Origin of the sequence: Streptomyces sp. NPDC051180, assembly GCF_040689545.1 — a bacterium.
In the GTDB taxonomy this organism is placed as follows: Bacteria; Actinomycetota; Actinomycetes; order Streptomycetales; family Streptomycetaceae; genus Streptomyces.
Genome location: NZ_JBFBBC010000001.1, coordinates 515,732 through 528,983 on the forward strand (window position 1 = coordinate 515,732; position 13,252 = coordinate 528,983).

Here is a 13,252-nt window from a genome sequence, read left to right on the forward strand (position 1 = left end):
CCGCCCCGACACGTCCCGGAGGGACGGCCGGGCGCCGACCCGCCTCCCGCGGGCGGGGCTCACCCGTCGGCCAGCACCCGGTCGACCTGCGCAGCGGCGGTGGAGAGGAGCTCGTCGATGTCGGCGTCCTCGTCGGTCAGGATGCCCGACATGACGCCGTCCAGGACCTTGTAGACCTCCTGGGCCTTCGGCGGCTCGGCCTTGCCGGCGACCGGGTGGTCCATGAACGCCTTGAAGTGGGTGACCGGCATGGTGGCCTGGGCGAGGCGCGCGGCGTCGTCCTGCGCCTTCGACTGGTTCAGCCAGAAGTTGGGCTGGGGGACGCCGACGGGGAGGCCGTCGGACTTGGTGCGCGCCCAGTCGAACTGCCCCTTGCCGACCGTGAGGTTCCTGAAGTTGAGCCAGGCGACCGCCGCCTTCACCTTGTCGCCGGAGAGACCCTTCCTGACCATGTAGTTGTTGCCGCCGGCCAGGGTGTTCCTGCCGCCGGGGATCGGGCCCATGCCGAAGTTCTCGTACCGCGCGCCGAGTTGCTGGACCATGTACGCGATGTCGTCGGGGGCGGCGAGGAACATGCCGAGCTTGTCGGCGGCCATCTGCTTCTGCAGGTCGCCCCACCGGAGGTGCTGGGTCCTGCCCATGCTGTCGTCCTCCCAGCGCATCGCGTGGAGGTTCTTCGCGACCCGCCTTCCCAGGTCGTTGTCGAACGCGGCCTTCTCGCCCGCGTCGACGACGTCGCCTCCCAGGCTGTACATCTGCGCGGTGAAGTGCCAGCCGCCCGTGTTGCCCGCGCTGTACTCGCCGAAGCCCGCGATCCCCTTGCCGAGGCCCGCGATCCTCTTCGCGGCCGCCCGGACCTCCTCCCAGGTGCGCGGCGGGGCGTCGGGATCCAGGCCGGCCTCCTCGAAGAGCCTGCGGTTGATCAGCAGGCCCATCGTGTAGTTGCTCGTGGGCAGGCCGTACAGGTTGTTGCGGTGCCTGAGCGAGTCCAGGACGTTCGGGTCGATGTCCTTCAGGAGCGGGACCGACCTCGGGGTGACGTAGTCGCTGATGTCCTCGGCGCCGTCCTCGGACAGGACCTGCGGCAGGTCCGTGAAGTAGGTGTAGAAGACGTCCGGCTGCGACTTGGCCTTGAGCATCGCGGTGAAGCGCGGCGGCTCCAGACACTGCCCGGGAGTGGAGCGGCCCTCGATCGTGACGTTCGGGTACGTCTCGTTGAACTCGGCCACGTCCTCCTTCCACTCCCTCAGCTCGGCCGCCTTCGCCGGCGGAGGCATGCAGTCGATCGTGAGGGTGACCTTGGCGTTCGGGTCCAGTGGAATCGTCGGGTCGGAGGAGCCTCCCCCCTCGGAGTCACCGCCGTCGCCGCCACAGGCGGCGAGGGTCGTCAGGCAGACCGCGGAGACGAGAACGGCCGCGCCGGCACGGCGGGTTCGACGGAGGCGGGCACTTCTCATGGGCGGTCCCCTCAGGGCAGGCACGTCAAGTCGACCCCGCCGCCGATGCGTTGCGGGGCGCGGCACACTCAACCACCCTCAACAAGTGGCCGCAAGATGTCGCGTTCATTTCGCAATTGCGCGACAATCGTGAGCAGATCCCGAGAATACGAAAGCGCTCCGTTCGGCCGGGGGAGGGCCGAACGGAGCGCTCGGGGAGTGCGCCGCCGGGGGTCTGCGGCGGGCACTCGGGGTTGTGGCCTCTCGGCTCAGCCGGCGGCGAGCAGCTGCAGCGAGTCGATGACGCGGTTGGAGAAGCCCCACTCGTTGTCGTACCAGGCGACGACCTTGATGTGGCGGCCCTCGACGCGGGTGAGCGCGGAGTCGAAGATCGACGAGTGCGGGTTGCCCGTGATGTCGGCGGAGACCAGGGCGTCCTCCGAGTACTCCAGGACGCCGGCGAGGGGGCCCTCGGCGGCGGCGCGGTACGCCTCCAGCACCTCGTCACGGGTCACGTCACGGGCGACGGTGGTGTTGAGCTCGACGATCGAGCCGACCGGCACGGGGACGCGGATCGAGTCGCCCGACAGCTTGCCGTCGAGGTTCGGGAGCACGAGGCCGATGGCCTTGGCGGCGCCCGTCGTGGTCGGCACGATGTTCACGGCGGCGGCGCGGGCGCGGCGCGCGTCGCGGTGCGGGCCGTCCAGCAGGTTCTGCTCCTGCGTGTAGGCGTGCACGGTCGTCATGAAGCCGTGCTCGATGCCGGCGAGGTCGTCGAGGACCGAGGCCAGCGGCGCCAGCGCGTTGGTCGTGCACGAGGCGTTCGACACGATGGTGTGGACCGCCGGGTCGTACGCGTCGGTGTTGACACCGTAGGCGAGGGTGACGTCGGCACCGTCGGCGGGCGCGCTGACGAGCACACGCTTGGCGCCCGCCTCGATGTGCGCGCCGGCGGCCTTGGAGGAGGTGAAGCGGCCGGTCGCCTCCAGGACGATCTCGACACCGAGCTCGGCCCAGGGCAGGTCGGCGGGCTCGCGCTCGGCCAGCACCTTGATGCGGCGTCCGTCGACGACCAGGGTGTCACCGTCGACGCTCACCGGACGACCCAGGCGGCCCGAGGTCGTGTCGAAGGCGAGGAGGCGCGCGAGGGCCGCGGGCTCGGTCAGGTCGTTCACGGCGACGACCTCGAGGTCGCTCTCGCGCTCGAGCAGTGCGCGCAGCACGTTGCGTCCGATGCGGCCGAATCCGTTGATGGCGATGCGAGTCATGACAGTGTCCCTTCGGTCCCTTCGCGTTCGCCACCATGTTCGTCCGGTACGGACGCCTCTGACAGCGGCGGGATCGCCACGGTCCGCAAGTATCGCGCCAAGGTCCGAGGAGGCGCCCCGACTCCCCCGCTACTCGCCGCGGGCGAACGTCCTCCGGTACTCGGTCGGGGTGGTGCCGAGGATCCGCTGGAAGTGGAGCCGCAGGTTGGCCCCGGTGCCGAGCCCCGTGTCGGCGGCGATCTGCTCGACACTGCGCTCGGAGCGTTCGAGCAGCTCACGGGCCATGTCGATCCGGGCTCGCATCACCCACTGCATCGGGGTGTAGCCGGTGTCCTCGGCGAACCGCCGGGAGAAGGTGCGTGCCGACACGGCCGCGTGGCGGGCCAGGATCTCCAGTGTCAGCGGCTCGCCGAGCCGGTGCAGCGCCCACTCCCGGGTCGCGGCGAACCGCTCGCCGAGCGGCTCGGGGACGCTCCGCGGCACGTACTGCGCCTGGCCGCCACTGCGGTAGGGGGCGGCGACGAGCCGGCGGGCCGCGTGGTTCGACGCGGCGACGCCGAACTCGGCCCGCAGGATGTGGAGGCACAGGTCGATGCCCGAGGCGGCGCCGGCCGAGGTGAGGACGCTGCCCTCGTCGACGAAGAGGACGTTCTCGTCGACCCGGACGAGCGGACGTTTCGCCGCGAGCGCCCGTGTGTAGTGCCAGTGGGTCGTGGCCCGTTTGCCGTCGAGGAGACCGGTGGCGGCCAGCGCGAACGCGCCCGTCGAGATCGCGGCGAGCCGCGCTCCGCGCGCGTGGGCGGCGATCAGCGCCTCGACGACGGCCGCCGGCGGGTCCTCCCGGTCCGGGAACCGGTATCCCGGGACGAAGACGATGTCGGCCCAGGCGAGTGCGTCCAGTCCGTGGGCGACCTGGTACGCCAGGCCGTCGCCCCCGGCCACCACACCGGGTTCCGCGCCGCACACCCGCACCTCGCACGGCATGCTGGCGCGCGTCGTGAAGACCTGCGCGGGGATGCCCACGTCGAGCGGCTTCGCGCCCTCCAGGACGAGAACGGCGACACGGAGCAGACGAGAGGCAGACACGGACACGAGACTACGCACCCGGCACCCGGGCATGGCCCGGCCGGGACGCCGCGGTGGTCACGGCGCCCCGCCGACCTGCCGGGCCACGACGGTGGCCCGGGCCGTCCCTCCCGCCTACAGGTAGGGGCGGGTGATCAGCTCGAAGGCGTGGCCGGCCGGATCCTTGAAGTACACGCCCCGGCCGCCGTGCTCGGTGTTGGTCTCGCCCGGCCGCTTCATCTGCGGGTCGGCCCAGTGCTCGACGTCGGCGTCGCAGAGGCGCTGGTACGCCCGCTCGAAGAGCTCGTCGTCGACCATGAACGCGTAGTGCTGCATCTGGATGTCCACCGGGGGCTCGGCGAACTGGATCAGGACGCCGTCCGGGAGCTGGACGTTGACGAACGGTCCCCACGACGGTGCTTCGGGGAGTTCCAGGAGCTCGCGGAAGAACCGCGCCGACTCGTGACGGTCCTTGGCGGCGATGATGGTGTGGTTGAACGTGACGGTCATACAGGTGGCCTCGATGTGTTCGACACGGAAGTGGACGCTCAGTGCGGGAGCACTGGGGGTCCGCGTGCCGAACCGAGGGGGTGCCTGGTGCGCACCCCGGGGCAGATCAGCCCTCCACCGGATAGCCCGTCCGTGAATGGCGAGTCGCCGGTCCGGTGTTCATACCGGTGACGCTACTTGATCGTCTCGGGGTCCGGCAAGGGCGGCAGGCGGATGGCCCGCCGCCCCTGTCACCTTCCCCGGTACGTCACTTCAGCGCGTCGAGCACGCTCCGCGCCCGGGTCAGGAACTCGGCCGCCTCCGGCTCCTCACGGGCGTCGAGTTCGGTGACGAACGCGGTCATGCGGGCGACGCCGTCCTCGACGCGGTCCAGTGCCTGCTCCGTCCACGCCGCGTAGGCGAGACACTGGAACCGCTCGCCGAGCGCGTCCGCCCCGAACCCCGCGTAGAGCGCGGCCGCCCGGTCCAGCAGGGTGACCATCTCCTCGCGGACGGCCCGTGCACGGGCACGGGTCGTCCCGGATGGCTCCCCCGCGGTTCCGCCCTCCTCCGTGCCGGCGTCGTTCCCGTCCTCGTCCTCGTCCTCGTCCTCGTCCTCGTCCTCGTCCAAGTCGTCGAGGTCGTCCTGGAGGAGTCGGGCGAGCTGCTGGCAGGTCTGTGCCTGCTCGTACCGGAAGGCGGGCTCGTCGGAGCCGGCGACGACGGACGCCGCCTGGTCCATCAGGGCCCGCGCGCGGGTCGCGTCGCCCTCGTCCGCCTTCTCCTCCGCGGCGAGCCAGGCCAGCGAGCGCAGCAGCCGCGCCTCGGCCGGCGGGTTGCCGCCGGCCTGACGCCACAGCTCCAGCGCGCGCTCGTAGGCGGCCTCGGCCTCGCTCGTCAGGCCGCCGGCCGCGAGGGCCTCACCCGCGGAGTGCGCGAGTCCGGCCTCGTAGGCGGGCTCGTCCCAGCCCTTGGCGGTCTCGGCGGCCAGCAGGTACTGCTCGGCCGCGGCCCGCGGGTCGTGCAGGTCCCGCAGTATCCCGCCGAGCAGTTCGCGGGCCCGAACGCCCTCCCCCTCGCCGTGTTCCAGAAGGTCGGGCAGCGCCGACTGGAGCACCTCCGCGGCCTCCGCCGTCCGCTCGGCCACCGCGTACGCCCGGGCGAGGAGGAGCCGGGCCCTGGCACCGGCCGTGGCGGCGTGGCCGGCCTGGTCGAGCCAGTGCGTCGCGTCCAGTGCGTGCAGGGCGGCCTCCTGGGCACCGTCGCCGCCCCGGCGCAGGAGGATGTCCGCGAGGGTCAGCCGTACGCCCGCCTGCTCGGAGGCGTCGGTGAGTTCCGCGGCGTGGTCGAGCGCCGCGCGGGCGACCGACTCGGCCTCGTCGCGTTCGCCGCGCGCGGCCAGGACGCTCGCCCGCAGGGCCAGCGGTTCGACCGCGTCCCAGGGCTGTCCGGCGGCCGTGAGACGCCGGGCCGCCGATTCCAGCAGAGCCGCCGCCGTGTCGAGGTCGTTCTCCCCGAGGAGGATCCTCGCCAGGGTCACCTCGCTGTCGGCGACGAGGTCGGCGAAGCTGCCCTGTCCGCCGGTGTGGGCCGCGGGCTCGTCGCCGTGCCGTCCGACGATCCCCGAGAGTCCTTCGGCCAGGAGCGCGCCGGCCCGGGACGGTGTGGACTCGTCCGCCGAGAGTTCGCTCAGGTGCGCCTCCATGCGGAGGATGTTGACTTCGGCCCCGAGGACGCGCCGGACGCGCTCGGGGTCGGTCTCGTCCAGTGCGTGCGCCGAGCGGGCCGCGACGGCCAGCAGGGCGCGTACCTCCTCGGGGTCGGCGCCGGCCTGGAGCGCGGATCCGGCGACGCCCAGCTCGGCGTGGGCGGCGCGGCCGGGACGGCCGGCGGCGCGGTACGACGCGGCGGCCTCCGCGTACAGGGACCTCGCGGTCGACGCGCCGGCCCGTGCGGCGGTCGCGGCCCGGTGGGCGAGCAGGTCCGCGGTGAGCAGGGGGTCGGTGAGCTCGGCCTCGGTCGCGTCGGCGGCGCCGCCCTCGACCAGGTCGGCGACCTTGTCCCAGAGTGCGTCGGCGGAGGGGTGCGCGCCTTGCCGGGCCGCGCGGGCCCGGTCGAGGAGCGCGGTGAAGCCGAGTGCGGCGTCCGGCCCGGTTCCGTCGGGGGCGTCGGCGGGGGCGTTCGTGTCCTGCCCGGTGCGCTGGGCCGGGACGGCCGCGGGCGGCAGTTCCGCGCTGCGGACACCCAGGGGAAGGGACGCGGCCACGGGCTGCCGGGCGATCCGGTCGACCAGCCGCTGCGAGACGAGTCCGGTTCCGTTGCGGGCGTCGAAACGGGCGGCGATCTCCGTGGCTTCGGCGTACAGCAGCTCGTACAGCTCCTTCACCGTGCGCTGCGTGCCCCCGTACACGACGGAGGGGCGGTCGCCGTGGCCCAGGTCGGTGAGCCGGCGCAGGAGGACGAGGACGCCGCCGGAGAACTCCATCTGCGACTCGACGTCGGCGAGCGGGGCGAGGTGGGCGGCGTGCTCGGCGAGGATCTCCAGGCCGCGCGACTCGTTGCCGGTGAGGGCGCAGAACTCGATGTGCTCGCCCACCGAGCGGAGCAGGCTCTCCTTGCCGCGGACCATGCGGTAGCCGCGGAGGTGGTAGGAGCGGGCCTCGTCGGTGCGGCCGAGGCGGACCAGCGGGAGCAGGGCGTGGGCGAGAACCCGGTGGGGCTCCTCCATACAGGACAGTCCGCCGGAGAGCACCGGCTCCCAGACCTCGACGGCCCGGGCGTCCGCGCCCTTGCGGGACCAGTACCAGCCCTGGGTGTTGATCTCGCAGGCGTGACAGTCGCTCATGGCGTCGCGGTCGGCGGCCGCCCAGCCGGTGATGGCACGCTCCGTCCTGGTGGCGTCGCCGATGGCGTCGGCGAGGTGGAACTCGGCCTGGCGCACGGCGCGTTCGCTGTAGCCGGCGATCCGGTAGCGGCGCTCCATGTCGGTGAGCCAGCCGTCCACGGCGGTGAGCGGGATCTCGGGGGACTCGACGATCCGGCCGGCCACCCACTTGAAGCGCCAGAAGAGGCGGTGGACCTCGTGGGGCGCGAAGGAGCCCGGGTCGCGGTCGTACTCCTGGAGCAGCCGGGCGAAGGGGACGACCATCTTGGTGCGCTCGGCGCTGTACTCGTACGCCTCGATCTGGCAGACGAGCGCGGCCCGGAAGAGCTCCCGGTCGCCGGTGGCCTCCGCCGCGGCGGCGAGCGTCTCGGCGTGGACGTTGCGCGCGGCGCCGTGCGGCGCGCGGGAGTTCTCGCCGAGGCCGCGGCGGATGTCCTCGGGGGTCATGGCGGTCATGCGCGGTTCTCCTCGGCGTCCGTGGCGGAGGTGGGGTGGGTCGCCCATTCCAGGAGCCCGAGGAAGGCCCTGTTGAGCAGGGTGGAGTCGGCGGGCCGGAGGGGCCGCTGGGACATCAGCAGCGCCTGGCCGTACAGCGACTCGACGGCGGTGCCGGTCAGTTCGGCGTCGGGCAGCGCGCCGATCCGGCGGACCAGCGGGTTGTTGTGGTTCAGGACGAGCCGGGCCCGCGGCGCGGAGCCGCGCAGGGAGCCGAGGATGTCGCTCCACAGCGAGTCGGCGTTCTCCTGGGCGGTGGCCCGGTCCCGCTCCTGGCGCGCCTGGCGGTCGTCGAGGAACAGCGCGGGCACGCCGACCGGCTGGAAGGCGCGCAGCACCACGTCGCAGCTGTGCGGGTCGAGGCGGGTGCGGGCGGTGGCGAGGAAGGAGGCGAGGGCCAGTTCGGCCGTGGTCGGCACGGGGTCGAGCCGGTCGGTGACGGCGCCGGCGTCGAGTTCGGTGACCGTCACGCCGGGCCGGACGGCGGGCAGCAGGGCCAGCAGCTCGGCGTCGTAGGTGTAGCCGGCGTTGACGACGCCGAGGCCGTGGGCGGCGGCGATCGGGGCGATCTGCCGGAACTCCTCGACCGTCCGGGTGAAGTGGATCTCGGAGTGGGCGGCGGCGAACTCCTCCAGGCCGACGTGGCCGTCGCTGGTCTCGAAGGGCAGCCACGGCAGCATCAGGGCGAAGAGTTCCGCGTCGTGGCGGGCGAGGGACTTCACGCCGAGGTGGTGGACGTCCAGGAAGGCGGCGAGGCGCTGGGGGTCGCCCGCGGCGAGTTCGGCGAGCCACTGCCGGATGCGGGCGCCGAGCGCGTCCCGGACGGCGGCGAGGGTCTCGTCGTCGTAGAGGTTCTCGCGGGAGGCGGTGGGCCGCAGGGTGTCCGTGTCGACGACGGCCCGCACGAAGAAGGCCCATTCCGGCAGCAGGTTGCTCGCGTGGTCGGTGAGCAGCATGCCCTTGAGGTACGTGCGGTGGCCGGCGCGGTGCGCGGGACTGGTCGGCTCCGGGAGCACGTACGCCACGCCGCGCACTCCGGCGACGGGAAGGTCGAGGTCGATGCTGTCGAGCGGGGTGAACCCGAAGACCCGGGCGCAGTGGCCGGCGAGCGCCACCCGCCGGGAGGCCGGGGTGGGGTGGGTGCGGTCCCAGACGGCCGGGCGGTCGGTGATCGGCCGTGCGACGCCGTCCGGTCCGGCGAAGGTGATGTCGTACGGGAGCAGGGAGCCGAAGTCGCGGGCGAGTTCCTCGACGCGTGCGGGCTCCAGCCATTCCCCGACGCCGGGGCGGGCCTCCAGGTACACGGTGGTGCCGGGCTCGCGGCGGGCCTCGTCCGGCAGGGTCCGGACGGTGTAGGAGCCGTCGTCGGAGGCGAGCCACTCGACGGGCGCGGCCCAGGGGGTGCGGGCGGAGCGGGTGACCACCCTGATCCGGCGGGCGACGACGAAGCAGGCCAGCAGGCCGATGCCGAACTGGCCGAGGAACTCGCGCCGCGCGGACTCCAGACCGTGCTCGCCGCCGCGCTTGGAGCTGCGGCCGATGGTGGCGAGGAGGCTGTGGACCTCGTCGACGGTCAGGCCGATGCCGCTGTCCTCGATGGAGACGGTGCCGTCCGCCGCGCGGAGCCGGATGCGGATGGCGGCGACCGGGTCGAGAGCCTGGCGGGCGGTGACGGCGTCCACGGCGTTCTGCAGGAGCTCGCGGACGTACACCCGGGGGCTGGAGTAGAGATGGTGGGACAGCAGGTCGACGAGACCGCGGAGGTCGACCTGGAAACTGCCGGCGTCGGGTGCCTTCTCGTCGTCCGGGGTGGCGGAAGTCATGGTGCATCACCTCGTGTGCGCAGGGTGGGACAAGCGACCTCGAGGACCCCCCCTCACAGATCGCGAACGAGACACAGCCTAGGGGTGACCACCGACAACGGGCCTGGTGATATTCGCCGGCCGCCCCTCAGGCGTTCGTCGTGGTCCGGGCCTCGCGCAGGGCCGTGTGGACGGACCAGACGACGGAGACCAGGGGCACGGCCACCACGGCGCCGACGATGCCGGCCGCGACCGATCCGGCGACGACCGAGAGGGCGACGACCAGGGGGTGGAGCCGTACGGCCCAGCTCATCACGAGCGGGTGCAGGAGATGGCCCTCGATCTGGCCGATCACCACGATGAGGGCGACCACCAGAGCCGCCACCAGCGGCCCCTTCGAGGCGAGCGCCACGACGGCCGCGACGGCGAGCGCGAGGGGCGAGCCGATCAGCGGGACGAACGCGGCGACGAACTCCAGCAGGTCCAGCGGGACGGCGAGGGGGACTCCGAGGAGCCAGAGCGCGACGCCGACGAGCACCGCGTTGGTGGCGGCCACGAGCACGATGCCGTGCGTGTAGCCGGTGAAGGTGCGCCAGGCGGCGCGCCCCGCGATGCCCACCCGGCCGCGCACCGACTTCGGCAGCTGGTCCTGGAACCAGTCCCACTGCCGGTCGCCCGAGTGCACGAAGAACACGGCGCAGAACAGCGCCAGGAAGAGGGTCGTGAGGACGGCCACGACGTGGCCGGCCCCGCTCAGCGCGGTGCTGACCAGAGCGGACCGGTGGCTGGACAGGAATTCGCCGATCCGCGCCTGGAGGTCGGTGAGGGCTCCGGGGTTCAGGTGGAAGGGCGGCCGCTCCAGCCAGTCCTCGATCCGGTCGATGCCCACCCTGAACTCCCGCACCAGGGTCGTCCGCTCGCCCGCCACGGCCTCGCCGACCAGCGCGAGCACGCCGAGGACCAGCGCGATGCCGCCGAGGAGGGTGAGGGCGACCGCCGGCGCGCGGGGGATGCCCCGGGCGACGAGGTCGGCGACCGGGCGGAGCAGCGCGGTGATGACGAGGCCGAGGAAGACCGCGACGCCGATCTCGTGGAACCTGCCGAGGATCGCGAACAGGCTGTAGACGAGCAGGCCGACGACGAGCACCCGCCACGCGTAGGCGGCTGCGGTACGGAGGAAGGGGGTCACCGTCGGGGGTGTGCCTGGCTGCATGGCGTACGACGTACCACCCGCCGTCCGGCGCCCCACGCCCTCCGGTCGACATTCGCCCGACCTGGGTGCCGCATTCGCCCGACCGGGGTCCCGGCGGTCGTCGCCGCGGGCCCCGGCCGGGCGGGCCGTCAGGCCGTGGTGCCGGGGATCTGCTGCGCCTGGGTGTTGCGGTCCCAGCCCGACCACAGACCGGTGTCGGAGCAGTGGACGCAGCCGGGGCCGAAGAACATGCCGCGGGCGTTCTCGTCGCCCAGCAGCCAGAAGCGGAGCCAGGCGGTGGTCGGGGCGCGGAAGTTCCCGCCGTCGCCGATGGAGCTCAGGTGTCCCGCGCCGCAGACCTCGCCGTAGACGGAGGGGACGTGGTCGGAGTCCCGGTGGAACGCCTTCACCAGGGCGGGCCACACGGTCAGGTCGTTCTGGCCGGCCAGGTAGAAGACGGGTTCGTCCATGAGGTCGGGGTCGGCCAGCGGTCCCGGCTGGATGGGGACGGCGGTGTCGACCCGGGGGTCGACGGCGGCGTTGAGGGCGGCCGCGCCGCCCTGCGAGTGTCCGGCGGAGGCGATGTGGTCGAGGTCGACCTTCCCGAAGAAGGGGCTGGCGCCGTCGGCGTTGCGGTTCTCCAGCACGTCGATGCCGGCGCGCATGCTGAGGGCGAAGTTGGAGGTCGGGGTGTTGGCGGCGGCGACGATGAACCCCTGGCTCGCCCAGTGCCTCAGCAGACCGCTGTAGAAGCCCGGGACGGCGCCGGTGCCGTTGCCCCAGATGACGACCGGGTGCCGCTCGCCGCGCCGCCCCATGTCGCGCGGGTAGTAGAAGGTGTGGACGACCTCGATGTCGACGTTCACCTCGTACGGGCCGGGCGAACCCCAGTCGGTGCCGACGGACGGGATCGTGCCCGCCGTCCCCTCGGCGGCGCCGGCGCTGCCGGGCGCCGCGCACACGGCCGTCGCGACGGCGAGCAGCAGGCCGCCCAGCGCGCGGCCCCATTTCCCTGACATAGGAACTCCTTTACGGATCCGGCACGTTGCGCGTCCTCGCAAGCGTGACCAGCGCCATGATCGAGCTCCCCGGCAGGTGTGTCTGTCCGCAGGAGCCCAGACCTGCCGCCGGTGGCTTGTGCGTCTGCCCAAGCCACCGTCCCGGCCGGGGGGCGCTCGTGCCCCGCGTGCCCTCGTCCCGGTCCGGAACGGTGACCTCCGAAACCCGTCGCCCGTGTCAGGAACCGATCCGCCGCGTTGGCACTCATGATCCATACCGAACGAACGATTCGAAGAAGCAGAGGAATCATCGTGCCCCTGTCGTCACACCGACGTCTGGCCGTCAGCACCACCCTCGTCGCCGCGCTCGCCGCGGGCCTCGCCCCGGCGGGCACCGCCTTCGCCGCGTCGCCCGCTCCCGCGGCCCCCGTCCGCACCGCGGTCGAGGCCGTTCCCGCCCCCGACATGGAGGGTGTCGTCGCCGCGCTGAACTCGGCGATGGACAACGGCGCGCCGGGCGCGATGGCCCGCTTCGTCGGCCCGGGCGGTGCCCAGGCCCGGACCGTGGGCGTCCAGGACCGCGTCTCGGGCGCGCCCATGGACATCGACGCGCGCTTCCGGATCGGCAGCGTCAGCAAGACGTTCTCCACGGTCGTCCTCCTCCAGCTGGTGCAGGAGGGGAAGGTGGAGCTCGACGTCCCGGTCAACCGCTACCTGCCGGGTCTGCTGCCCGACGACCGCATCACGGTCCGTCATCTGCTCACCCACCGCAGCGGTCTCGCGGACTACACCAACGCGATGTTCAACGACACGGTGCCGGGCTTCGAGGCGGTCCGGAACCGGGTGTTCAGCTACCAGGAGCTGGTCGACCTGTCGCTGAGCGAGCCCCGCACCACCGAGCCGGGCGTGTCGTACAAGTACTCGAACGCCAACTTCGTGGTGGTCGGGATGATCATCGAGAAGATCACGGGGCGCCCGGTCGCGGACGCGTACAAGCAGCGCATCTTCAAGCCGCTGAAGCTGCGGAACACCTCGTACGTCCACCCCGACACCCGCATCAAGGGGCTGCACGTGCGCGGCTACCTGCACCCGGACGCGGCCGGCGACCCGCTCGTGGACTCCACCGAGCAGACGGTGTCCTGGGCGCAGTCCGCCGGGGCGGTCATCTCCAACCCGGCCGACCTGAACACCTTCACCAGCGCGCTGATGCGCGGCCGGCTGCTCTCCCCGGCCATGATGGAGGCGATGACGACGGTCACCCCGACGGACGCCACCAACACCCGCTTCTACGGTCTCGGGCTGCGCCGCTACGACCTGTCGTGCGGCACGCAGGTGTTCGGTCACACCGGTACCGTGCAGGGCTTCTACACGTACACCTTCTCGACCCGTGACGGCCGCCGCAGCCTGTCGGCCATGGCCAACACCTCGAACCACGGGGCCGCCAACACCGCGCTCGGCGGCACGCTGGAGGCCGCGTTCTGCGGCAAGAGGCCCGTCCCGGCCGCGAACGCGCGCTCCGCGGCCCCCGCCACGGCCGACCTCACCTCGCGGCCGGCCGAGCGGGACCTCCCCGAGCGTCACTGACGCGGCGCCCCGGGTACGGGGCCGGTGATCAGGCAGCCG

At 72.8% G+C, this 13,252-nt stretch carries 9 protein-coding genes; 1 reads left to right on the plus strand and 8 read right to left on the minus strand.

Translation table 11 applies throughout. The annotated features are described in order from the left end of the window. Positions 1 to 59 precede the first annotated feature (59 nt). The 8 genes from AB0424_RS02285 to AB0424_RS02320 all read right to left on the minus strand — a co-directional run bounded on the left by AB0424_RS02285 (position 60) and on the right by AB0424_RS02320 (position 11,650). Positions 60 to 1,457: an extracellular solute-binding protein gene (locus AB0424_RS02285; RefSeq protein ID WP_366301504.1), complete on the minus strand. Its 1,398-nt coding sequence runs from the start codon at positions 1,455 to 1,457 to the stop codon at positions 60 to 62. Positions 1,458 to 1,705: 248 nt separating this feature from the next. Then, positions 1,706 to 2,704, minus strand: a complete 999-nt coding sequence (gene gap, locus AB0424_RS02290) for a type I glyceraldehyde-3-phosphate dehydrogenase (RefSeq protein ID WP_366301506.1) — start codon at positions 2,702 to 2,704, stop codon at positions 1,706 to 1,708. A 129-nt stretch (positions 2,705 to 2,833) separates the two neighbouring features. Beyond that, on the minus strand, positions 2,834 to 3,790 hold the full coding sequence (locus AB0424_RS02295; RefSeq protein ID WP_366301508.1) for a helix-turn-helix domain-containing protein: 957 nt from the start codon (positions 3,788 to 3,790) through the stop codon (positions 2,834 to 2,836). A 114-nt stretch (positions 3,791 to 3,904) separates the two neighbouring features. Next, the gene (locus AB0424_RS02300) at positions 3,905 to 4,279 is read right to left on the minus strand and encodes a VOC family protein (protein WP_366301509.1); all 375 of its coding nucleotides are present in this window, start codon (positions 4,277 to 4,279) and stop codon (positions 3,905 to 3,907) included. A gap of 247 nt (positions 4,280 to 4,526) precedes the next feature. After that, positions 4,527 to 7,598 carry a tetratricopeptide repeat protein gene (locus tag AB0424_RS02305; RefSeq protein ID WP_366301510.1) on the minus strand — a complete coding sequence of 1,024 codons (3,072 nt, stop codon included), beginning with the start codon at positions 7,596 to 7,598 and terminating at the stop codon, positions 4,527 to 4,529. After that, positions 7,595 to 9,460: an HSP90 family protein gene (locus AB0424_RS02310; protein ID WP_366301512.1), complete on the minus strand. Its 1,866-nt coding sequence runs from the start codon at positions 9,458 to 9,460 to the stop codon at positions 7,595 to 7,597. Before AB0424_RS02310 ends, AB0424_RS02305 begins: the two co-directional genes overlap by 4 nt. A gap of 127 nt (positions 9,461 to 9,587) precedes the next feature. After that, a complete protein-coding gene (locus tag AB0424_RS02315) occupies positions 9,588 to 10,652 on the minus strand; it encodes an AI-2E family transporter (RefSeq protein WP_366301514.1) in 1,065 nt (354 codons plus the stop codon). A gap of 128 nt (positions 10,653 to 10,780) precedes the next feature. Beyond that, positions 10,781 to 11,650: an acetylxylan esterase gene (locus AB0424_RS02320; RefSeq protein ID WP_366301516.1), complete on the minus strand. Its 870-nt coding sequence runs from the start codon at positions 11,648 to 11,650 to the stop codon at positions 10,781 to 10,783. Between the two features lie 291 nt (positions 11,651 to 11,941). Here AB0424_RS02320 and AB0424_RS02325 point away from each other — a divergent pair, with 291 nt between their 5' ends. Further along, positions 11,942 to 13,213, plus strand: coding sequence for a serine hydrolase domain-containing protein (locus tag AB0424_RS02325; RefSeq protein WP_366301518.1), 1,272 nt, complete (start codon positions 11,942 to 11,944; stop codon positions 13,211 to 13,213). Positions 13,214 to 13,252 lie beyond the last annotated feature (39 nt).

Excerpts from the sequence above, each read along its gene's own strand:
- AB0424_RS02285 (WP_366301504.1), bottom strand. The coding sequence starts at position 1,457 with ATGAGAAGTGCCCGCCTCCGTCGAACCCGCCGTGCCGGCGCGGCCGTT.
- gap (WP_366301506.1), bottom strand. The coding sequence starts at position 2,704 with ATGACTCGCATCGCCATCAACGGATTCGGCCGCATCGGACGCAACGTG.
- AB0424_RS02300 (WP_366301509.1), bottom strand. The coding sequence starts at position 4,279 with ATGACCGTCACGTTCAACCACACCATCATCGCCGCCAAGGACCGTCAC.
- AB0424_RS02305 (WP_366301510.1), bottom strand. The coding sequence starts at position 7,598 with ATGACCGCCATGACCCCCGAGGACATCCGCCGCGGCCTCGGCGAGAAC.
- AB0424_RS02310 (WP_366301512.1), bottom strand. The coding sequence starts at position 9,460 with ATGACTTCCGCCACCCCGGACGACGAGAAGGCACCCGACGCCGGCAGT.
- AB0424_RS02315 (WP_366301514.1), bottom strand. The coding sequence starts at position 10,652 with ATGCAGCCAGGCACACCCCCGACGGTGACCCCCTTCCTCCGTACCGCA.
- AB0424_RS02320 (WP_366301516.1), bottom strand. The coding sequence starts at position 11,650 with ATGTCAGGGAAATGGGGCCGCGCGCTGGGCGGCCTGCTGCTCGCCGTC.